Origin of the sequence: Parapedobacter indicus, from assembly GCF_900113765.1 — a bacterium.
In the GTDB taxonomy this organism is placed as follows: domain Bacteria; phylum Bacteroidota; class Bacteroidia; order Sphingobacteriales; family Sphingobacteriaceae; genus Parapedobacter; species Parapedobacter indicus.
The window spans coordinates 295,031-316,014 of the sequence record NZ_FOQO01000006.1 but is presented as its reverse complement, the minus strand read 5'-3'; the positions used below and the strand labels follow the sequence as shown (position 1 = coordinate 316,014).

At 48.7% G+C, this 20,984-nt stretch carries 18 protein-coding genes; 10 read left to right on the top strand and 8 right to left on the bottom strand.

What is annotated here, in order from left to right; all coding sequences use genetic code 11:
• Positions 1–5 precede the first annotated feature (5 nt).
• Together BMZ56_RS14090 and BMZ56_RS14085 are read right to left on the bottom strand one after the other, a co-directional pair.
• A complete protein-coding gene (locus BMZ56_RS14090) occupies positions 6–962 on the bottom strand; it encodes a FecR family protein (RefSeq protein ID WP_090627763.1) in 957 nt (318 codons plus the stop codon).
• A 73-nt stretch (positions 963–1,035) separates the two neighbouring features.
• A complete protein-coding gene (locus tag BMZ56_RS14085; protein WP_177195153.1) occupies positions 1,036–1,626 on the bottom strand; it encodes an RNA polymerase sigma factor in 591 nt (196 codons plus the stop codon).
• 50 nt (positions 1,627–1,676) lie between these two features.
• Here BMZ56_RS14085 and BMZ56_RS14080 point away from each other — a divergent pair, with 50 nt between their 5' ends.
• A complete protein-coding gene (locus BMZ56_RS14080; protein WP_090627759.1) occupies positions 1,677–2,234 on the top strand; it encodes a hypothetical protein in 558 nt (185 codons plus the stop codon).
• 1 nt (position 2,235) lies between these two features.
• Here BMZ56_RS14080 and BMZ56_RS14075 read toward each other — a convergent pair whose 3' ends face one another.
• Positions 2,236–2,592, bottom strand: coding sequence for a DUF4180 domain-containing protein (locus tag BMZ56_RS14075; protein WP_090627757.1), 357 nt, complete (start codon positions 2,590–2,592; stop codon positions 2,236–2,238).
• 182 nt (positions 2,593–2,774) lie between these two features.
• On the opposite strand from BMZ56_RS14075, the gene BMZ56_RS14070 reads away from it, so the two are divergent.
• On the top strand, positions 2,775–3,173 hold the full coding sequence (locus tag BMZ56_RS14070) for a c-type cytochrome (protein ID WP_090627755.1): 399 nt from the start codon (positions 2,775–2,777) through the stop codon (positions 3,171–3,173).
• 70 nt (positions 3,174–3,243) lie between these two features.
• Here BMZ56_RS14070 and BMZ56_RS14065 read toward each other — a convergent pair whose 3' ends face one another.
• The 3 genes from BMZ56_RS14065 to BMZ56_RS14055 are packed head-to-tail and all read right to left on the bottom strand — an operon-like array spanning position 3,244 to position 7,819.
• Positions 3,244–4,611, bottom strand: a complete 1,368-nt coding sequence (locus BMZ56_RS14065; RefSeq protein WP_090627753.1) for a TrpB-like pyridoxal phosphate-dependent enzyme — start codon at positions 4,609–4,611, stop codon at positions 3,244–3,246.
• A 37-nt stretch (positions 4,612–4,648) separates the two neighbouring features.
• On the bottom strand, positions 4,649–5,626 hold the full coding sequence (locus tag BMZ56_RS14060) for a sugar phosphate isomerase/epimerase family protein (protein WP_090627752.1): 978 nt from the start codon (positions 5,624–5,626) through the stop codon (positions 4,649–4,651).
• Between the two features lie 54 nt (positions 5,627–5,680).
• Positions 5,681–7,819, bottom strand: a complete 2,139-nt coding sequence (locus tag BMZ56_RS14055; protein WP_090627749.1) for an outer membrane protein assembly factor BamB family protein — start codon at positions 7,817–7,819, stop codon at positions 5,681–5,683.
• A 64-nt stretch (positions 7,820–7,883) separates the two neighbouring features.
• Here BMZ56_RS14055 and hemW point away from each other — a divergent pair, with 64 nt between their 5' ends.
• Positions 7,884–9,014, top strand: a complete 1,131-nt coding sequence (gene hemW, locus BMZ56_RS14050) for a radical SAM family heme chaperone HemW (protein ID WP_090627747.1) — start codon at positions 7,884–7,886, stop codon at positions 9,012–9,014.
• On the opposite strand, the gene BMZ56_RS14045 is transcribed toward hemW, so the two are convergent.
• Positions 8,970–10,247, bottom strand: coding sequence for a 3-deoxy-D-manno-octulosonic acid transferase (locus BMZ56_RS14045; protein ID WP_090627745.1), 1,278 nt, complete (start codon positions 10,245–10,247; stop codon positions 8,970–8,972). The genes hemW and BMZ56_RS14045 overlap by 45 nt on opposite strands.
• 90 nt (positions 10,248–10,337) lie before the next feature.
• On the opposite strand from BMZ56_RS14045, the gene BMZ56_RS14040 reads away from it, so the two are divergent.
• The 4 genes from BMZ56_RS14040 to rfbB are packed head-to-tail and all read left to right on the top strand — an operon-like array spanning position 10,338 to position 13,999.
• Positions 10,338–11,318 carry a UDP-glucuronic acid decarboxylase family protein gene (locus tag BMZ56_RS14040; protein WP_090627743.1) on the top strand — a complete coding sequence of 327 codons (981 nt, stop codon included), beginning with the start codon at positions 10,338–10,340 and terminating at the stop codon, positions 11,316–11,318.
• Positions 11,319–12,347, top strand: a complete 1,029-nt coding sequence (gene galE / locus BMZ56_RS14035) for a UDP-glucose 4-epimerase GalE (RefSeq protein ID WP_090627741.1) — start codon at positions 11,319–11,321, stop codon at positions 12,345–12,347.
• A 10-nt stretch (positions 12,348–12,357) separates the two neighbouring features.
• Positions 12,358–12,939 (top strand): hypothetical protein, encoded by a 582-nt coding sequence (locus BMZ56_RS14030; protein ID WP_090627740.1) that lies wholly within the window; start codon positions 12,358–12,360, stop codon positions 12,937–12,939.
• A 7-nt stretch (positions 12,940–12,946) separates the two neighbouring features.
• A complete protein-coding gene (gene rfbB, locus BMZ56_RS14025; protein WP_090627738.1) occupies positions 12,947–13,999 on the top strand; it encodes a dTDP-glucose 4,6-dehydratase in 1,053 nt (350 codons plus the stop codon).
• Between the two features lie 17 nt (positions 14,000–14,016).
• Here rfbB and BMZ56_RS14020 read toward each other — a convergent pair whose 3' ends face one another.
• Positions 14,017–14,622 carry an RNA polymerase sigma factor gene (locus BMZ56_RS14020; protein WP_090627736.1) on the bottom strand — a complete coding sequence of 202 codons (606 nt, stop codon included), beginning with the start codon at positions 14,620–14,622 and terminating at the stop codon, positions 14,017–14,019.
• Positions 14,623–14,715: 93 nt separating this feature from the next.
• Between BMZ56_RS14020 and BMZ56_RS14015 the strand changes: the two genes are divergently transcribed.
• From BMZ56_RS14015 to BMZ56_RS14005, 3 genes are all read left to right on the top strand, one after another.
• Positions 14,716–15,894 carry a FecR family protein gene (locus BMZ56_RS14015; protein ID WP_090627734.1) on the top strand — a complete coding sequence of 393 codons (1,179 nt, stop codon included), beginning with the start codon at positions 14,716–14,718 and terminating at the stop codon, positions 15,892–15,894.
• Positions 15,895–16,075: 181 nt separating this feature from the next.
• Positions 16,076–19,462, top strand: a complete 3,387-nt coding sequence (locus tag BMZ56_RS14010; protein ID WP_218146570.1) for a TonB-dependent receptor — start codon at positions 16,076–16,078, stop codon at positions 19,460–19,462.
• A gap of 11 nt (positions 19,463–19,473) precedes the next feature.
• A complete protein-coding gene (locus BMZ56_RS14005; protein WP_090627732.1) occupies positions 19,474–20,973 on the top strand; it encodes a RagB/SusD family nutrient uptake outer membrane protein in 1,500 nt (499 codons plus the stop codon).
• The last annotated feature ends 11 nt before the right edge of the window (positions 20,974–20,984 follow it).

Sequence of the window (20,984 nt, the reverse complement as noted above, 5' to 3'; positions counted from 1 at the left end):
GTGATTTAAAGATTTTGTAGCTCGAAAAACACGGTGTTTTTGTCGATATGGCAATCGAGATCGGAGATGAGCGAAATCATTTCCAGCAATTCCGTAATCGGAGCGTCCATTTGTGTTTGCAGATTGAAACGCATGTGTTCGGTGGCCCGTTCATCAAAAGAAGCGGACAAGCCATATACATGCTGAATGACCGCGGCAATCTCGTGGAGCGAAGCATCGTTCAAAACGAGCGTTCCCGAAAGCCACTCGATGCCTCGGCCACTGCCCAATGGTTGTTTGTGCACGTAGTTGTCTCTCGTGCCCACAATCAGTTGCTCATTGGGATCAAGAACGTCGATTGTTTCACCCGCTTTATCCACCCGTACCTTGCCGGAAAGTAAGCCGACCTGAACCGTCGTGTTATGTTCGAATGCTTTGACGGTAAACGTAGTGCCCAGCACGGTAGTAGAGATATCTGCTGCCGTTTGCACGGTAAACGGATGTCCACTGTTGTGTACCACCTCGAAATAAGCCAGACCGCCGATGGTTACCTGTCTTTTTCCACTATCAAAGGGCTCACTGTACTTCACTGTAGAACCGGGGAAAAGTGTGACGTTGGAACCGTCTGGAAGTTTGACTAACTTGTTTTTCCCTCCGCTGTCTGCATGGATTTCGACCCAACGGGCGTTATCTGGTGCGTGTTTACGTGCAGTAGGCCATAGCCACCAGCCCAATGCAATGGCTGCAATGACGACCGCGGCAATACGCATGACAAACGGCCACAACTGCCGGGGGCGCGCCGGTAACTGTTCGAATACCTTACTGTGCATCTCACGCGCGATGCGCTGTTTGTCAGATAGGCTGTCAAACGTTAGGTGACGGTACTCGGGAAATTGGCCGTACCATTCGTAAAGCATTTCTTTTTCTTCGGTGGTAAGTTCCCGTTGCAGCCGGAGCAATTCCACTATTTTCTGTTCGTCCATCGTTGTTTCGCTAAACAAATCCCCAGGGGACTTTATAGCTTGACAATGCTCGTGCTCCGAAGTACCAGGTAGGTCAGAAAAAAATAGTGACGGCCAGCAATCCTGAAGAGGGCGGACTGGTTTGGTTGCCGTCTGGCGTTAGCAATTCGCGCTTAATGCGTTTCACGGCGGCAGTATATTGGTTTTTTACCGTTTGAACGGTAATGCCTAATCGCCCGGCGACATCGGAAATCGCCGCGCCTTCCTCATGCCGCAGCAGAAAGATATTCCGCATTTTTTCCGGTAGGTTAGCTACCGCGGCTTCGTATCGTTGGATGGATTCTTTCCATAACGCTTCCGTTTCCGGTGTCGGTACGTCTGCCTGACTGCTATAGGATGAGCCTTGGTAATGATTCTGGCGGATTCCCTCTGCTTTGAAATGATTGATAATTCGGTTGCGGAGCATCCGGTGCAGGTATCCGGGCAGGCTATCCGTTATAACGATGTCTGCCCGCTTGTCCCAAAGGGTAATAAATACCTCCTGTACCAGATCTTTGGCCAGTTCTTCGTCGCACACCCGCCAAAAAGCAGCATGGTAGAGGGGCTCCCAATATTGGTCAAAGCATTTTGCGAAGGCATTTTTATCCCCTTTACTTACTTTATTCCACAATGAGCGTTGCGACACAGCCTTTTTGATTTGACGGCTAAATTAGAAAATATACGACATAATCCACGGTGCGCATCATTTCAGTACTCCATACCGGACCGGAAGCGAAGAAGGGAAAGCGTGGTTTAGCGCAGTTTTCGACGTTGGCACCGGGTATTTCTGTCGGGGTTTTGATTGATCCGGTATTCAGAAAGGTACACTTACGTGTGCGAAACACCGGTGAAAGTGGCTTTAAAGGGACAGAGCAAGCAATTTCGGCTTGTCTTGATGTTCAGGTCGTGGCAATGGATGTGGAACGACTGACGGTAGATGCCTATGGGCTGGAACGGTTGGATTTTGGGCATCGGGACAGGGATGCTACCGAAAAGAAAGCCTCGGTACCAATAACTGAGATGGATCATCGGCTGATCTTGGTGAACGTGAGTATCTCATTTTTGCGTGTGGATTCGAGCGGTGGCGGCTCGCATATCAGTCACCACCAGCGATACCATGCCGCTTATATTGCAGCTGCATCTTTTGTGAAAGACGGCAAGGTGATGGAATTCAAGTCGGATGCCACACCCTCAAAAAGTGTTGCGCAACCACTTGTATTCGGTGCTCCCCTTACAAAATGGGACGAATCATGACTTACCCGAGTTTGGCCAATGCTTCAGATAGCGAATCCGAGAAACTGATATGTCCGGTGCGATTGCTCTCACGAATGAAATCCCGAATACTGTTGCTGGTATAAGCGGAAAAATCTCCGACGATAGCAAGCCGGACCCGATAATTGGAAAATTTTTGAAGAATCTCACCGGCTAGTCCATTTTTCAGATCGAAGAAGTTCGGCGTGATGTTATGCGCATACAGAATGATCCGGTCAAAACCTTGATAGTACAGATTTCCTAATAAGTCCAGCCCGTCTTCGGCCGTTTTAATCAGGCATTCTTCCGAAATCACTTCGGCAATATCGGTTTGGTTGATTCGATGCGTTTCGATGATCATGTGTCAATATCTCCTATGTATTAATAAGTTTTTGCGTATTTAGATTTGTAGCCATTCCAAATAGTGGTTTTTGTTCGGACTTTTTCCAGATTTTAGATACTTTGCATCGGTAATCCAATACTGCACTTGATGAGACCTGTCGTGCAGGTTTCAAGAGGCCATTGTAAATAAACTGTTTTCAAATGAAAGGTGTCAAAAAATTAATTGTAGCAGCCTTGCTTCTGTCTTTTGTCGGCGTTTTGAGTGCGTTTGTGTCTCAGACGCAAGAGCCCACTCCCCAAAACCTCAAAGTACTTCCCAAAGATATGAGTATTGATCAGGTTAAGGAAGTAATGAAAGGTTTTAATGCAGCTTTGGGGGTGAAGTGTGATTTTTGTCATGCTCCCAGTAAATCTGATCCGAAAAAGCTGGACTTTGCAAGCGACGAAAACCATCATAAGGCAGCCGCTCGCAAGATGCTCAAGATGGTGTCAAAAATCAACAAAAAATACTTTGCAGGGCATGGAGAAGAAAGCGGGACAATGGCTGTGACCTGTGCAACGTGCCATAACGGTCAGAAGCACCCTAAAACGTCCATGTAATCGTTAATAATCAATTCCTATAATTAATAGACTTAGCCCCGGCCAGCGCCGGGGCTATTTTGTTGGTGCATCATTCGGTAGGTTGTGGCTGCAACACTTCCAGTTTACCGATTTCAGCTGTCAACTCTTCATCCGTAAATACGTGATCCCGCAGCTTGCCGTCGAAATAATCCTGGTAAGCAGCCATATCGACAAAACCGTGCCCGCAGAGATTGAAGAGAATGGTTTTTGATACCCCTTCCTCTTTGGCCCTGTTGACTTCGCTTATGACCTGTGCGATGCCGTGATTGGCTTCGGGAGCAGGCACAATTCCTTCGGCCTTGGCAAACAGCACGCCCGCTTCGAAACATTCAAGCTGCTGGATGGCTTGGGCTTCGATAAGACCATCTTTCAGCAATTGGCTGCATAGTACACTGGCCCCGTGGTAACGGAGGCCGCCCGCATGGATGGCTGCAGGAGTAAACGTATGGCCCAATGTATACATAGGTAACAGCGGCGTATATCCTTGGGTATCGCCGAAATCATACATAAACTTACCTTTGGTCAGCTTGGGGCATGAGGCAGGCTCCACCGCAATGCAACGCATCGCTTTGCCGGCAATCTTGTCTTTAATGAAGGGGAAAGCGAGGCCCGCAAAGTTGGAACCCCCACCCAAAGGGGCGATGATGATGTCCGGATAGTCGCCTGTGTATTCCAGTTGCTTCTTGGCTTCCTGACCAATAATGGTCTGGTGAAGCAATACGTGATTGAGCACCGATCCTAACGCGTATTTGGTCTGATCGTCACCCACGGCCACTTCGATGGCCTCGGAGATGGCCAAACCGAGGCTTCCTGGCGTGTCGGGATTGGCGGCGAGCGCATTCCGTCCGGCCTGTGTATGGTTCGTAGGTGAAGCATGGACCTTTGCCCCAAACGTGTTCATCAGGATTTTTCGGTAAGGTTTCTGGTCGAAACTGATCCGGACCATATACACTTCGCAGTCGATGCCGAATTGGCTGCAGGCAAAGCTCAAGGCAGTACCCCATTGGCCGGCACCGGTTTCGGTGATGATACGTTTCACGCCCGCCTGCTTGTTGTAGTACGCCTGGGGGATGGCCGTATTAGGCTTGTGTGAGCCACTGGGGCTGGTGCCCTCGTACTTGTAGTAGATTTTGCAGTCTGTGCCCAGTGCCTTTTCCAGGTTGGTTGCGCGCATCAACGGCGTGGGGCGCCAGATGCGGTAAGCTTGCTGTACTTCTTCGGGGATGTCAATGTAACGCTCGGCCGAAACTTCTTGCTGGATCAGTGCCATGGGAAAGAGCGGCACGAGATCGTCGGGACCAACAGGCCGTTTAGTAGCAGGATGCAACGGTGGCAAGGGCTTATTGGGCATGTCGGCTACAATGTTGTACCATTGTGTAGGCATGTCCCGTTCATTCAAAAGAATTTTTTTCTCCATATAGTTTATTCGTAATTAAATTGGCTGTGTATGCTGCTCAAGCCCCTAATGCCTTTCTTGCAAATTCCAGGCACTTAGCCACCTCCTGTACCGCATTGGACCCTTCGGGGATTTGGTATTCAAGTTCGATGGTTGCCGGAAATTTATAATGCGATTTGGACATCAGATTCAAGGCTTCCGCAATGGGTGTGTCGCCTTGTCCCCAAGGTAGGTTTGCGCCACCATGTTCTTTGGTTTGGCGGTCTTTGACGTGCATACTGACGATGTGTTGGTGTTTCGCCTTTATAAATTCGATGGCGTCGAATCCAGCAGCCACATAATGCCCCATGTCAAAATTCATCGCATTATAACGGGATTGGGCGATAGCGCTGTCCCACATATCGAACGTTTGTTGCGTATGTCCGTGATAACCCACATAGACTTTGTGCTTGGCAGCCAATGTCCCCAAGCGTTTGGTTTGTGCCGGGTCGGTTGGAAACTCGATATTGGCTTGGTTGGCTCCCAGCGCCTTGGCGGCTCGGAAGGCATATTCAACTTCTCCATCCGTATTGTTCACACCTAACGCACTGGGTTTATAACCGTAGATCTTCACACCAGCATCGTTGTATAACTTGCGGAGTTGCTCAAACCGGGTCATGGGCACCTTTTCCCGCCAAGCCGCCAGTGCTTGCAGGTGTGCTTTCCAAGCCTCCTGTCCTTCGGTACTGCCGCGTTTGGGACGTGCAGGTGCTACCGGTGCACCTGCGAATGTTTCGGCTGCATCGCCCATGAGCTCCACAGCGCCGACACCACACTCGCGGCAATATTGGAGCAACTGTTCGGCACTGCTGGGCATGCTGCGGAACGAATAGGTGATCACACCAATTTGTACCCCTTTGAATACGGAGTTTGGCTTATTCAGATTTCTGATATAGGCAGGCATTCCAAATGCGGATTTGTTCGATACGGCGATACCGGCAGCAGCTAGTGCAGCTGTGCCCAAGAACTGCCTTCTTGATAATTGACTATTTTTCATATTTTACGTTATATTTATTTGATATAGTACTCATATTGGTTGCTTTTCTACAAATTAGGGAAGGGCAAAAGCAAGGTATTTCGTGCCCGATCGCATGCCCAGCTTTCCGCCACCGGCGGCAATAACGACAAATTGCTTCCCATCAATCGTATAAACGGCTGGCGATGCAAACCCAGCGGCAGGAAGCGGATGCTCCCAAAGGACTTGCCCTGTTTTTTTGTCAAATGCCCGTATTTTTTCATCTTGTGTGCCTGCGATGAATATCAGGCCGCTTTTCGTTACGACCGGCCCTCCATAAACCTCTGTGCCGGTATCTTCCGCGGTTCCCAACTCGGCGAAATTTCCCAAAGGAACCTTCCACAGCAATTTTCCGCTGTTTAGATTCACCGCATTTAATGTTCCCCATGGGGGCTTGATGCCCGGATAGCCATCCCGATCCATAAACCGCTGGTATCCATTCAGCGTATATGCTGGAAGCGAAGACCGATCGATTGCTATTGATGCATGCTCCGTTTTAGGAATGGCCTCCTTGTCTTCCAGATCCATCAAATAGGTGAGCAGCGCAGTTTTATCGCCATCGTCAAGCACATCTTTGAAAGCAGGCATCATATTGCGGCCGTTTTCAATTACCAATTTCGCTTGTTGCACGGTCATACGGTCTTCTAAATGCTGCAGGGCGGGGAAAGACGGCCCAATACCTTGGCGGCCCGTCCCGTGGCAAGAAGCACAGGTCTTCCTGTATACCATATTCCCCTGTTCTTTCAGTGTTTTTGCATTTTCTTCCTTCAGCGCCGGATTGGGGATCATTTGCAGGCGCCAGGGAAGTTCGGAACTTCCAACATAGAGTATCTGGGTCTCAGGGTCCACAGCGGCACCGCTCCATTGACCGCCGCCGTCAAAACCAGGAAATAACCAGGAACCCTGCAAGCTAGGAGGAACGAACATGCCATCATTCCGGTATCGGTGGTACTCTTCCAGAAGTTCCCGGTGGATGGCTGGGGTCCGGTCGCTGATATCCTCCGCCCCAAAATGCTGCCTTGCGAAGGGTTCGGGCAGTGTGGGGATCGGTTGGGTAGGCCAGGCCTCTTCGTCAGGAAGGTCCGAAGGAGGTACGCTGACCTCTTTAATTGGGAATATGGGGACACCCGTGACCCGATCAAAGAGAAAGATGTATCCCGATTTGGTGATCTGAGCCACCGCATCTACCCATTTGCCATCTTTTTTGACGGTAACCAAGTTGGGATATGCGGGAAGATCTCGGTCCCATAAGTCGTGATGGACGGTCTGGAAGTGCCAAAGATAATGGCCGGTATTAGCGTCTAGCGCCAGGAGGCAATTGGCAAACAGGTTTTGGCCCTTCCTGCGTTTGCCGTAAAAATCCGGTGTGGACGATCCCAGGGGAATGTACACAATTCCACGTTTCTCATCAATCGCCATCCCTGCCCAGTTGTTGGCGCCGCCGCCTTGCTTCCATGCATCGGGATCTTCCCAGGTTTCGTACCCCTTTTCGCCCGGATGGGGGATCGTATGGAATATCCAGCGACGTTTGCCGGTGTGTACATCGAACGCACGGATGTGTCCGGGGGCAGCATCGGCACCTTCGCTCAACCGCATGCCCATAATAAGTAGGTCTTTGTAGACAATCGGGGCCGTATTTCCGGCCATCCAACTGTTTTCATAGGGACCATCCATGTCCATTCGTAAGTCGATGTATCCTTCTTTGCCGAATGTGGGAATGATTTTACCGGTGGTGGCGTCTACGGCATATAACTTTGGTCCGGTGGCATAAAAGAGTAATTTCTCACGACCCGATTTATCTTGCCAAAAGGAAATGCTCCGGATGGAGCCCCTAGCTGTCGGATCGGGTGCTTTGAATACCCATTGTTCCTCACCCGTACGTGCATCCAGCGCAAACAAATGTTGATTGGGGGAAACGCCATATAGTACGTCATCTACCATCAAGGGGGTGGTTGGGATGGTCGAACCTTTTCCAATAGAATCTCCAGTATCGTATTCCCAGGCAATCGTTAACTCCTTAACGTTTTCCGGAGTAATATCGCCCTGTTTTACATAGCGCATACCCGCGTTGGTTCCGGTAAACGTGCGCCATTCTTCATTAATAGTCTCTCCTATACATCCGGACAGGATGGACGCGGAAAGCAAGAAAGCTATTATCTTGACCAATCGGTTCATAAAGTTTACAAGGGGCTGGCCAATATACGCTATTTTTTTGAAAATAGGGTTTTATCTTTGTCGCATGTCAGGTGTCTATTTCCACGTTCCCTTTTGCAAGCAGGCTTGTCACTATTGCGACTTCCATTTCAGCACTTCACTGAAGTATCGGGGGGAAATGCTGGCTGCCATGGAAAAAGAGATTTCGTTGCAAACAAGCTACCTGGATGATAAGCGGATTGAGAGCATTTATTTCGGTGGTGGCACCCCGTCTTTGCTTGAAGCAGATGACATCTCCCGGTTGATTGATGCGGTGGCCTTTCATTTCGACATCCTTCCCGATGCCGAAATTACGCTAGAGGCTAACCCCGATGACCTGGATGGCCGGAAAGTGACTGCGATGCGGCATACGCCGATAAACCGGTTCAGTATAGGCATCCAGTCTTTTTTTGAAGAAGATTTACGTTGGATGAACCGTGCCCACAGTGCTATCGAAGCAAGCAAAGCAATCCAGCGGGTGCAGGACAGCGGATACAATAACATTACCGCCGATCTGATTTATGGATATCCGCTGCTTACCAATTGGAAGTGGCTCCAGAATATCGATCGGTTACTGGATTTTGGAATTCCTCATGTATCGGCTTATAGCATGACCGTTGAACCGCAGACTGCACTGGCGGCTTTTATCCGAAAGGGGAGCCAATCTCCGATGGATGAAGAGCAGAATGCTGCCCAGTTTGAACAGTTGATGGAACGACTCATCGCTGCTGGCTACGAGCAGTATGAAATCTCCAATTTTGCCAAGCCAGGGCAGTATGCGCGCCACAACAGCAATTACTGGCGAGGGGTTTCTTATCTCGGTATCGGACCATCGGCACATTCGTTTGACGGTTATACCCGTCAATGGAATGTACGCAATAACGCCAAATATATTCAGGCGATTCAAAGTGGTATTGTGCCCTGCGAACGTGAAGAACTCAGTACGCGGGACCGAATCAACGAATACATCATGACGGCACTTCGAACCGTATGGGGCTTGGATCTGGAATACGTAGCACATTCTTTCGGCACCAATTATTATACGGCACTTCGCGGGGAACTGCAACCCTTTGTTTCGAGGGGTGATGTAGCGCTCATTGGCGAAGTCGCTACCTTGACCCATCGGGGTAAATTACTGGCCGACCGTATAGCCTCCGAACTCTTTTTCGATGAGTAGGCGAAGAATGATCGCCGTTGCACCTGCATGCTCCTGTACATATCGGCCTGCAATTTGCCCTGCATGTTTGCGTAAGGAGTCTATCAGTAAGTTTTCAAAAACAGCGATTAACTCATCCGCGTCACGTACGCTGAACCCACCACCATTGGTTAGGAGGTCTTTTGCTTCCTGGAATTTCTGGTAGTTGGATCCGAAAATCACAGGGATGCCGTAAGCCGCGGCCTCCAAGGTGTTGTGAATGCCCACGCCGAAGCCGCCGCCGATGTAAGCGATTTGGCCGTACGCGTAAAGTGACGAAAGCATACCGATGTTGTCGATGATGAGGACGGTAGGAGGTAGCCGGTGGCCCGCGATCGGCAGGGGATGATCGGCCGATTGGCTATGCTTGGAAAAGCGTATTGCATCGGGAAACAGCTTTTCGATGGAACGGAGATGTTCTTCATGGATTTCATGGGGAGCGATGATGATTTTCCAGTCGGGAAACCTCCTATGCAAATGCGACAGCAGCTCTTCGTCTGCCGGCCACGTGCTGCCAGCTACCAGCAACGGGGATTCTTTAGCAAACGACTCGATTTGGGGGATGTGTTTCCGTGTTTGCGGCAGGGCAACTACCCGATCGAAACGTGTGTCACCGGTAAGGCTAGCGTTTGTAAATCCCAGTTGGGCCAACAAGACGAGGCTGTCCTTGTTTTGCGTAAAAAAATGAGTCACACATCTGAGAGTCTTCCGAAAAAAGCCCCCATAAGGCTTGAAAAATAGCTGATCCGGTCTGAAAATAGCGGAAATAAGGTAAAGAGGGATGTCTTGGGAGGCCAATGCGCGGAAGTAAAAAGGCCAAAATTCGTATTTGGTGAATATGGCCAGCGACGGGTTAATTAAACGGATCAACGCCTTGGCATTGGCAGGCGTATCTTCCGGTAGGTAAAATACATGGTCGGCGAGCGGAGTGTTTTTCCGTATTTCGTATCCGGACGGTGAGTAAAAGGTGATCACAATCGGGGTATCGGGAAGACGTGACCGGATGGCTTCCAGCACCGGCCGTCCCTGCTCAAATTCACCCAGTGATGCAAAATGAAACCAGATGGATTGCGTATCCGTACTTACTTCCCTGGCAATCCGACGCAGCAATCCTCGCCGTCCAAGGACCCATTTTTTTGCTTTGTCGTTGAAAGGCGACAAAATGGAAATTAGTAGTCCATAGATTTTGATTCCAACGAGATAGAGTACCCACATCTTGGTTATAAATCCTTATATTCGCGCCAAACTTAGGCAAATTTACAATAGAAAGTAAATTTGTCAGTTTAATCGATACACCGCGCAATTATGTCGAGAAAACGTATACTCATCACCGGTGCTGCCGGATTTCTGGGATCACATCTATGCGACCGCTTTATCAAAGAGGATTACCATGTGATTGGCATGGACAACCTCATTACGGGCGACCTTCGCAACATCGAACACCTATTCAAGCTGGAAAATTTCGAATTTTACAAGCACGACGTGTCAACGTTTGTGCATGTCCCCGGACAGCTGGATTACATCCTCCATTTTGCGTCTCCGGCCAGTCCCATTGATTACCTGAAGATTCCCATTCAAACCCTGAAAGTAGGCTCGTTGGGAACCCACCATCTGCTGGGATTGGCGCGGGCGAAAGGCGCCCGGATCCTGGTGGCTTCCACGTCTGAAGTCTATGGAGACCCCACCGTCAGCCCGCAGCCCGAGGAGTATTGGGGCAACGTGAATCCCGTGGGACCACGGGGAGTGTATGACGAGGCCAAGCGCTTTCAGGAAGCCATCACGATGGCCTATCATACATTTCACGGGCTTGAAACGCGTATCGTGCGTATCTTCAACACCTATGGGCCGCGCATGCGGCTCAACGACGGACGGGTGTTGCCGGCATTTATTGGCCAGGCGCTACGCGGTGAGGATCTTACCGTCTTTGGCGACGGTTCACAAACCCGTTCGTTCTGTTATGTGGATGACCAGGTAGAGGGGATCTACCGTCTGCTGCTGAGCGATTATCCCTATCCTGTTAACATTGGAAATCCCGATGAGATCACCATTAAACAATTCGGAGAAGAAATTATCAAGTTGACCGGCACTACGCAGAAATTGGTATACAAAGAGCTGCCCGTTGATGACCCCAAACAGCGAAGGCCTGATATCAGCAAAGCACAAGAATTGCTGGGCTGGGAACCGAAAATAGGCCGGGCCGAAGGACTACGCATTACCTATGAATATTTCAGGTCACTGCCCGATCAGGAAATCAAACACAAGGATTTTACCTATTATAATAAATAAATGAGCGATATATTAGTTACAGGAGGTACGGGATACATCGGTTCGCATACGGTGGTCGAATTGCAGCGTGCCGGATATACACCAATTATCGTAGATAATCTAGTGAATTCCAATGCGGGTGTGCTAGACCAGGTTGAAAAAATTACCGGTGTCAGGCCCGAGTTCCATAAATTCGACCTGTGTGACAGTGAAAAGGTCAACCGGTTCGTTGCCGATCATCCCAATATTACCGGTGTCATCCACTTTGCTGCTTACAAGGCGGTGGGAGAGTCTGTGCAGCAACCCCTGAAATACTACCACAACAACTTCTTCTCGCTGATCAACCTGCTCAATGCATACGCGGGGAAATCCGTAAATTTTGTGTTTTCATCGAGCTGTACGGTATATGGCCAGCCGGATGTACTACCTGTTACGGAAGAGGCACCCGTGAAGAAAGCGGAGTCGCCTTATGGAAATACGAAGCAGATTGCTGAGGAGATCCTGGCAGAAACGGCTGCTGCGAACGGCAACTACCATATTATATCGCTACGATACTTCAACCCGGTGGGGGCTCACGAGAGTGCACTCATTGGTGAGTTGCCGCTAGGTGTACCGCAGAATCTGGTTCCATTTATTACCCAAAGTGCTATCGGTAAGCGAGGTCCGATCACGGTATTCGGTGATGATTACCGTACACCAGATGGTTCGGCAATCCGGGATTACATCCACGTGGTGGATCTGGCCAAAGCACACGTAGCAGCAATCCGTTTGTTGGAAGAGGGGAATCCGGCGGGGAATTACGACGTGTTCAACATCGGTACCGGAAAAGGCAATTCCGTATTGGAAGTGATTAAAGCGTTTGAAGCGTCAACCGGTGTAAAATTGAACTACCAGATCGGCCCGCGCCGCGCTGGCGATGTAGAACAGGTGTGGGGCGACGTATCCAAATCAACCCGGGAGTTAGGCTGGAAAGCCGAACTGGGAATCGAAGAAATGATGCGTTCGGCTTGGAAGTGGGAACAATATTTGAAAGATCATCCGTTGACATAGTTTTAAATCCATGTCACTTCATCAGCAGCCGGAGCTGAAAAAAGCAATTCTCGGACTTCCCCAACAGGAAAAGGATAAACTGTTGGTGCGTTTGATCAGTAAAGACGGAATGTTGATGAAGCAATTGCATTTTCAATTGTTGGAAAATGAGTCGGATCTGGAAGAGCGGATCGAAGCGGTTCATCAACTACTGGTGCGGTTAGTGGGTCAGATCGAGGGACATATTCCAAATGAAAATCACCGCGGCTATGCCGATGAGTTGATGAAAGCATTGAAATATGGCAGCGGTATTGTGAATGAGCATTTTGCTATCACCAAAGACAAAATGAGCGAAATCCAATTCCGCTTGTTTTTGGTGTCGCAAAGTTTTGCTCATTTTGACCGATTGTTCGAACCGCATTTATACGGCAGGAATGACCGGTTGCTGAAGTATCAAACTGGAAGGATAAAATACATCCTCGGGAAATACGAAAAACTGCATGAAGATTTGCAGTTTGAATTCCGGGAAAAACTAAATGAAGCATTAGCCTTCGCCTATCAGTCGGGAATGAAACCCCACATGAAGGTGGTTGGGCTACCTAAAGAGGTATAACTATAACATGAAGAGCATTATTATCACCGGCGGAGCCGGGTTTATCGGTTCGCACGTTGTCCGCAGGTTTGTGACCAGATATTCAGATTATCAGATTATCAATCTTGATAAACTGACGTATGCAGGCAATCTAACCAACCTGAAAGATATTGAGAATAGGCCGAATTATCGTTTTGTCAAAGGAGACATTACGGATGCCGCATTCATTGATGAGCTATTTGCCACTCAGCAGCCGGATGCGATTATCCATTTGGCCGCAGAGTCGCATGTGGACCGTTCCATCAGCAATCCGATTGAGTTTGTGCTCACGAATGTAGTGGGCACGGTAACGTTGCTAAATGCCGCACGGAAACATTGGGAAGGCCGGTATGACCAACATCGGTTTTATCATGTCTCTACCGATGAGGTATATGGCGCGCTGGCAGAGTCGGGTATGTTTACCGAGGAAACCAAATATGACCCGCATTCTCCTTATTCTGCATCAAAAGCGTCATCGGATCATTTTGCCCGCGCTTATCACGATACGTATGGATTGGACGTGGTAATTTCCAATTGCTCCAACAATTACGGTTCTCACCATTTTCCCGAGAAGCTGATCCCGCTGGCCATCAATAACATCAAAAACAAGAGGCCGGTGCCGGTTTACGGCAAGGGTGAAAATGTGCGCGATTGGTTGTGGGTAGAAGACCATGCGCGGGCCATTGACGACATTTTTCATCAAGCAGCTTCCGGTCAGACCTATAACATCGGCGGCCACAATGAGTGGAAAAATATCGATCTTATCCGACTGCTGTGCAGCATTATGGACCGCAAACTTGGTCGTGCTGAGGGAGAATCGGCGCAATTGATTACCTTCGTAAGGGACCGAGCAGGGCATGATCTCCGCTATGCGATTGATGCCACTAAATTGAAGCGTGAACTCGGCTGGGAGCCTAGTCTGCAATTTGAAGAAGGCCTGGAAAAGACTGTCGACTGGTATTTAGCCAATGAAGAATGGTTGCAGGATGTCACTTCGGGACATTATCAGCAATATTATGCTGAACAGTATGGAGGGGAGTAGGCGCATAGATGTGCTGGCTATTGAATTACTTCCATAATGGCATAGGCACAGAGTAGGCCCGATGCCAAACCTCGATTTTTCAAAATAAATTTGCGCACTGCTTTGGAGGCACGTGAAATGTGGGTATTGATGGACGCTGTCGAAATGCCCAGCAGTTTGCTCACCTCTTCGTAAGAACGACCCTCAAGCTTGCAAAGCGTAAAAACGCGTCGTTGCTGTTTGGGCAAGTGATCCAAGGCCTGTTGCACCAAGCGGCGTCCCTCTTTAATATGTATAGACTCTTCGATTGGGTTATAAAGTTCTGTAGAAACGAGGACGAAATCACGTTCCAGTTTTGCCTCGCGGGTAAGGCGTCGGTAATGATCGTATACAAGGCGTTCGGCGATGCGGTATAAATATGCTTTGAACGATTGTAGAGGATCCAGTTGTTCGCGCCGTTCCCATACTTTGGTAAATAATTCCTGTAACAATTCCTCTGCTATGACATCTACTTGCACCATGTTCAGGAGTCGCCGGTAAAGCTGCAGGCTGTATTTTTCGTAGAAGAAATTGAACATAGCATGATCGCCGGCTTTCAACGCCTCCAGTTGTTGCGACTCGGTGAGTAGGTTTGCCATGGCCATGATGGCGCAATAATACAGATAAAAATTTTTATTTTTTTGTCATTGATATTTTCGTTCCGAGCGTATAAAGGGAAACTAACATAAAACCGGGCGATGGAAAGTACCGCTTATCTGAGGACCTTATATCCCAAACTAGCAAACGGCACGCTTACGGAGGCGGAGTTGGATTGGCTGCTGGCTTATTTCGATGCGGGCAGTCCGGAAGCCCTGTATGCATTGGTGCGTGCAGAATTGGTGTTGCCTGATGCGCCAGGTAAGCCGAGTACGGTCGCCGAAGCAGAAGCACTCCGGCGGGTGCATGATCAGATTGAGCAAGCCATCGGCTCTTTGCCGACACCCGTTCACACCGGTATTTGGATGCGTAGATTGATTCCCTATGCGGCAGCGGTGATTTTAGTGGCTTTCACGGCAATCTGGTTTTTGCGTGATAACCCGGTCGGTATTCAGCAGCCTGTTGATGCAAATGTGCAGGATATCAAGCCGGGAGGACACCGAGCGACACTTACATTGGCAGATGGACGGGTAATCGATTTGAGTGAGTCACAAAGTGGGATTGTTATAGCGGACGAGATTACATACCTCGATGGAACCTCCATTGCAGATGGCAGAAAACAGAAAATGGATACGCATCAAATGGTATTAAGCACTCCCAAAGGAGGCACCTATCAAATCACGTTACCCGACGGCTCGAAGGTTTGGCTGAACGCCCAGAGCACATTAAAATACCCGAGCCGCTTTGTCGGAAATGAACGGGTGGTTTATTTGGACGGCGAAGGTTATTTCGATGTTGCGGAGAGACAGGATACGTATAATAAACGGATACCATTCAAAGTGATTACCGATAGCCAAACCATCGAAGTCTTAGGTACCGAATTCAATGTTTCGGCCTTTCCGGACGAACAGCAAACAAAAACGACATTGGTAAAAGGAAGCGTCCGGTTGTCGCTGGTGTCCCATCCAAAATCGATCGTATTACTTCCCGGTCAGCAATCCGTTCTTAGCGGATCCACATTTGATACCCGAAACGTAAACACCTACCAGTACACGGCCTGGAGGGAGGGCTACTTCTTTTTTAAGAGAACTCCACTCGAGGATGTGCTACGTCAGGTTTGCCGGTGGTACGACGTAGAAGTCGAATACCGGAATGGCATTCCAAACGATATTTTCGGCGGACAGATTAAACGGGATGTGACACTGCTTGGATTGATCGAAATTCTACAGGTATCCAATATCGATATTACGCTTGAGGGAAGAGTATTGAAGGTGAATTGATTATAAAAAACGAAATAGTGATAACCAATTTTATAACGTAAAACATGATGATTATGAGAACCCGAGCACTACATTGATACGAATAAGGGAAGTGCCACCAACACTTCCCCGGTGTTCAGATCGTACCAGTTAAAACCGAACGTTAAAACCAGTTTTTTAATTATCCAAACGTACAAACGTAATGATAAATTATGATTTTTCCCTATTGGGGAAGACAAAGATACCGATTGACGGTATCCGCCAATTATTCCGGATTATGAAGTTAACTTCATTGCTGCTTGTTATCGCTGCCCTACATGTTAGCGCAGTTACTAGGTCACAAACGCTTTCTTTAGCAGTTAAGAATCGACCGTTGAGTGATGTTTTCCAACAGATTAAGGATCAGACAGACTTTGTAGTGGTTTATAATGAGCGTTTTGTGAATCCCGATACACGGGTTTCCATTTCGGTTGAGCATGCTCCGCTAACCAAGCTGTTGGAAACACTACTGAGGCCACTTTCTTTGGGCTACCATATTACGGAACACACGATTGTAATCACGGCGCTTCCCGAAGAACAGAAGAGCACACGGCTTGCTGAGCAGGAGGCCGCGTCGCAACGGACGGTTACCGGTCGGGTTACGGATGAAATGGGAAACCCACTGGATGGCGTGACCGTGGCGGTGAAAGACGTTGGGCTAGCCACAACTACCGATGTGCAAGGCAACTACCGGATATCTGTTTCGGGCGACGGAGCGGTGTTGGTATTTACCATTATAGGGTTTGAATCACACGAACAGACGTTGGGAACAAAAAATGTAGTTAACGTAGTACTTAAAGCATCGATCAGTGATTTGGATGAGGTTGTCGTAGTGGGATATGGAACCCAGAAGAAAATAAACCTGACCGGATCGGTAAGCACGATGTCTTCGGAGGATATCGAAAACCGGCCGATTACCAATGCAACACAGGCACTGCAAGGAATGACGGGCTTGTATGTCAATCAAGCGGGCGGCCAACCCGGAAAAGACGGAGCTGTTTTAAGAATCCGCGGACAGGGTACCTTTAACAACAACAATCCATTGGTATTAGTAGATGGCGTTGAGTTTCCATTGGCCGATGTCAATCCGAATGATATTGAGAGCATCACGGTGCTGAAAGATGCCGCCTCTGCTTCGATATATGGAAACCGGGCAGCCAATGGCGTGATCTTGGTGACCACCAAGTCGGGTGTCGCGGGTGATACCCGTATCAATTACAACAATTATATCGGTCTTCAGGCGCCCACTTACCTGCCAAAGACGGTGAAAGATCCCGTCCGGTTTATGGAGTTGCGTAATCAGGCTGGATTTAACGCAGGTCGAGCGCAGGCGTTCTATTCGGAAGAAGTAATTGAGGAATACCGCAAGGGAACAGATCCCTATATTTATCCGCACAATGACTGGATCGACATCATGTTTAATGATGCGCTGATTCAGGAACACAATTTGCGGATTTCCGGTGGGTCAGACAAACTTGGGTTTTCTGTGTCTGCCGGATACTTGGATCAGAAGGGCGTACTTATGGGAACTGATGGTGGGCGGTTTGCGGTCAGGTCTGGACTGAACTATCAATACAAAAACTGGTTGAAACTGGAAACCGACCTTTCATTCAATCAGCGTACAAGCCATGAGCCTGCGACTACCGCAGGAACCATGATGGAGATGGTGTTCAAGGCTCAGGGTTTTCATCCCACTTACCTCGAAGATGGACGCTACGCCGACACGTGGATCCGTTCGCCCGGTCACAATGTGTACCGACACCCGCTGGTTTGGGCAAATGAAGGCTTCTTTAATACCAAAAGGCTGAACGGAATGCTGAATTTCAGTGCTGAGGTGACACTGCCGTTCGGAATAACATACTTGGCGAAAGTCGGGTTCTCGAAGCTATCGACATTCGAAGAACGATTTGTGCCGGATATTTATATGTATCAGGTAAAAACGCTCGCAGAACAGCGGGTTGACTACTATACGCCCAACAAGAACCGACACGTTTATAATAATCATGCGGAGGGACTTAATACCACCCTCTATAATACCCTGAATTATGAAGCCACCTTCGCGGACAGCCATCATATCAAAGCGCTGCTGGGGAGCAGCTTTGAACAATTCGAAGATCGATTCTTCAATTCATTGATCGAAGGTTTTCTAGGGAACACGCTGACTGAAATCAATGCGGGGTCCGTTAATCCGCAAGTGAATGGAACGTCCAATAAGAACGCGCTTATAGGCACATTTGGGCGACTAAATTACGATTATAGCGACAAATATCTGTTTGAGGTGAATTTCAGGTACGATGGTTCTTCCCGGTTTGCTGAAGGCAACCAATGGGGATTTTTTCCTTCTGTTTCGTTGGGTTGGCGGCTGGATCAGGAAAATTTCCTGAAAACCCAACGCTGGATTTCCGCATTAAAAATACGCGGATCTTATGGGGTACTGGGTAATCAAGGGATTCCGAATTTCAGCTATGTCAACTTAGTGGAAGCTGGCAGGGAATACCTCTTTGGTGGAGCGGTAAGTCCGGGCGTTGCCGTGGAATCGTTCAGGGATCCGAACATCACCTGGGAAACTACGACAATGGCCAACCTGGGGGTGGATGCGTCTTTCTTTGAGAGCCGGCTCGACCTGACCCTGGATTTGTACAATAAGCGGACCGATGACATTCTGCGGCCGGTTACCTTGCCATCGCAGGTGGGTAACCTAGGCGGTCCTATCCGTAACATCGGATCGGTGAAGAACGTTGGGCTTGATGTCAACCTGGTTCACCGGAATACAATCGGAAAATTGAATTACGCAGTTAATCTGGGGCTGAATTATAATGTGAATAAAGTAACGGATTTAAACGGTGAGATCATATACAGCGGAGATAAGTTCATTACCCGCGAAGGGTATCCGATTGATTCCTACTACGTATTGGAAAGCGCAGGTCTTTTCCAGACAACGGAAGAAATCGAATCCAGTCCGTTTCAGAACATTACCACCAAGCCGGGATATATTCGTTATCTGGATCAGAACCAGGACAACGTGATCAACTCCAACGACCGGATTGTGACCGGCAGTGTACTGCCGGATTACACCTATAGTTTTGGGCTTGACCTAAACTACGGCCAGTTCAGCCTGGGCGCCTTTTTTCAAGGGGTGAAAGGCGTAAATACATACCCCGAAGCGATTATTGCAACACCTTTCTGGTTTGCGACGTCGGTGACCGAACGCTGGGCGAATGAATCGTGGACGCCAGAACGCCCCGATGCCCCGTTACCTATCCTAACATCATTTGAGGATTCACAGAATGACAATTTCCTGAAATCGGACTTTTGGGTGCTCGATGCGTCCTACCTGCGTCTTAAAAATATACAACTAGGCTATACCCTGCCGCAACGTTTTTCCGATAAAATCGGATTGAACCGGTGCCTGTTTTTTGTCAATGGGCAGAATTTGCTGACTTTTTCCGATATGAAAGACTTCGATCCGGAAAGAAATGTAAAGCAGGCCAATTATTACGAGTATCCATCCATTAAGATGTATACCGTCGGAATTAATGTTACGTTCTAAAAAAGGAAATTATGAAAAAGAAGTCATTCATTGTTATATTGATTTTGTCAACTGTTTCTTCGTGCGGGGATGCATTGCTGATCGATCCGAGCGACCAATACAGTGCCAATACTTTCTGGACCGAGCCGGAACATTTCGAAGCAGGTCTGACGGGCAGCTATAACTCACTTTACAGCCTATACAATGTATTCAGCGGCGAAACGGACATGATTACGCCGAATGCCAAAGCCTACAATGAAGCCAATGGAACGGACGGGATCGCGAAAGGGTCTGCCTTGGCTACAACAGGGTTGTTTTCCAACCTGTGGAACAATGCATATGAAGGGATTGGCCGATGCAACACGGTACTGGACCAACTCGAAAACAGTCCATTGTCTGCTGAAGAAACCGGGCTGATTGAGGGACAGGCGTTGTTTCTCAGAAGCCTGTTGTATCATTACCTGATTGATCATTTCGGTGCAGTACCACTTGTGCTAGAGACCCCCGACCCGGCGTTGCACGGCGATTTGCCGAGGTCGGATAAAGAAGAAATTATCAGCCAATTGCTCGTTGATTTGGATAGGGCCGTGGTATTGTTGCCCGACAGATACACCGGTGATGACGTGGGAAAAGCGACCAGTGGGGCTGCCCTGGCTTTGAAATCGCGCATATTGCTGTTTGAGAAACGCTGGGATGAGGCCGCCGCCGTTGCGAAGGAGGTGATCGATCTGAATGTATATGAACTGTTTGACGACTATCGGGGGATCTGGTACCTGGAAAACGAGAACAACGAAGAAGTTATTTTTGATATTCAATACCAGGTTCCGTTTTTTACCCATGGGTTTGATCATACATCCAAATTGTTGAATCGCCCGGCACCGTTGAAAGACTTGGTGGATGCCTACCTGATGGTTGATGGAAAGTCGACTAAGACATCCGATCTCTTCGACGCCGATCATCCCTATGAAAACCGGGATCCTAGGTTGCACCAATCCATTGCAATTGCGGGATATCCTTACAATGGCCGGTTAACGACACCGGATGATGTCGTGACTACCGGTTTTGGCAACAAGAAACAGACGGTGTATAAAGACGACGTGGCCATTGCCAATGTCGTGGCAAACAATTCCGAATTGAATATTATTCTGATACGGTATGCGGAGGTTTTGCTGAACTACGCCGAGGCGTTAAACGAAGCGGAAGGACCGGTTGACGAAGTGTATTGGGCAATCAACGAAATCCGGAAAAGGCCTTCGGTGGCAATGCCTGTCCTGGAAGCCAGAATGGGGCAAGATCAGATGCGGGAAACCATCCGGCTGGAACGGCGGATTGAGCTCGCGCTCGAGGGGCGCTATTATTCCGATATTAGGCGATGGAAAACCGCCGAAATAGTAAACAACGGCCCGATCTTCAATGCCGCGGATGAAGTGATCGAACAACGTACATTCAACGCTGGTCGGGATTACCTGTGGGCGGTTCCTCCGAATCAGATTGATCTAAATCCGAATCTTGAACAAAATCCAAACTGGTAACTATAACAGGT

Bases quoted from the DNA above. Each gene is read 5' to 3' on its own strand.
- BMZ56_RS14090 (WP_090627763.1), bottom strand. From the start codon at position 962: ATGGACGAACAGAAAATAGTGGAATTGCTCCGGCTGCAACGGGAACTT.
- BMZ56_RS14075 (WP_090627757.1), bottom strand. From the start codon at position 2,592: ATGATCATCGAAACGCATCGAATCAACCAAACCGATATTGCCGAAGTG.
- BMZ56_RS14070 (WP_090627755.1), top strand. From the start codon at position 2,775: ATGAAAGGTGTCAAAAAATTAATTGTAGCAGCCTTGCTTCTGTCTTTT.
- BMZ56_RS14065 (WP_090627753.1), bottom strand. From the start codon at position 4,611: ATGGAGAAAAAAATTCTTTTGAATGAACGGGACATGCCTACACAATGG.
- BMZ56_RS14060 (WP_090627752.1), bottom strand. From the start codon at position 5,626: ATGAAAAATAGTCAATTATCAAGAAGGCAGTTCTTGGGCACAGCTGCA.
- BMZ56_RS14055 (WP_090627749.1), bottom strand. From the start codon at position 7,819: ATGAACCGATTGGTCAAGATAATAGCTTTCTTGCTTTCCGCGTCCATC.
- hemW (WP_090627747.1), top strand. From the start codon at position 7,884: ATGTCAGGTGTCTATTTCCACGTTCCCTTTTGCAAGCAGGCTTGTCAC.
- BMZ56_RS14045 (WP_090627745.1), bottom strand. From the start codon at position 10,247: ATGTGGGTACTCTATCTCGTTGGAATCAAAATCTATGGACTACTAATT.
- BMZ56_RS14040 (WP_090627743.1), top strand. From the start codon at position 10,338: ATGTCGAGAAAACGTATACTCATCACCGGTGCTGCCGGATTTCTGGGA.
- galE (WP_090627741.1), top strand. From the start codon at position 11,319: ATGAGCGATATATTAGTTACAGGAGGTACGGGATACATCGGTTCGCAT.
- BMZ56_RS14030 (WP_090627740.1), top strand. From the start codon at position 12,358: ATGTCACTTCATCAGCAGCCGGAGCTGAAAAAAGCAATTCTCGGACTT.
- rfbB (WP_090627738.1), top strand. From the start codon at position 12,947: ATGAAGAGCATTATTATCACCGGCGGAGCCGGGTTTATCGGTTCGCAC.
- BMZ56_RS14020 (WP_090627736.1), bottom strand. From the start codon at position 14,622: ATGGCCATGGCAAACCTACTCACCGAGTCGCAACAACTGGAGGCGTTG.
- BMZ56_RS14015 (WP_090627734.1), top strand. From the start codon at position 14,716: ATGGAAAGTACCGCTTATCTGAGGACCTTATATCCCAAACTAGCAAAC.
- BMZ56_RS14010 (WP_218146570.1), top strand. From the start codon at position 16,076: ATGATAAATTATGATTTTTCCCTATTGGGGAAGACAAAGATACCGATT.
- BMZ56_RS14005 (WP_090627732.1), top strand. From the start codon at position 19,474: ATGAAAAAGAAGTCATTCATTGTTATATTGATTTTGTCAACTGTTTCT.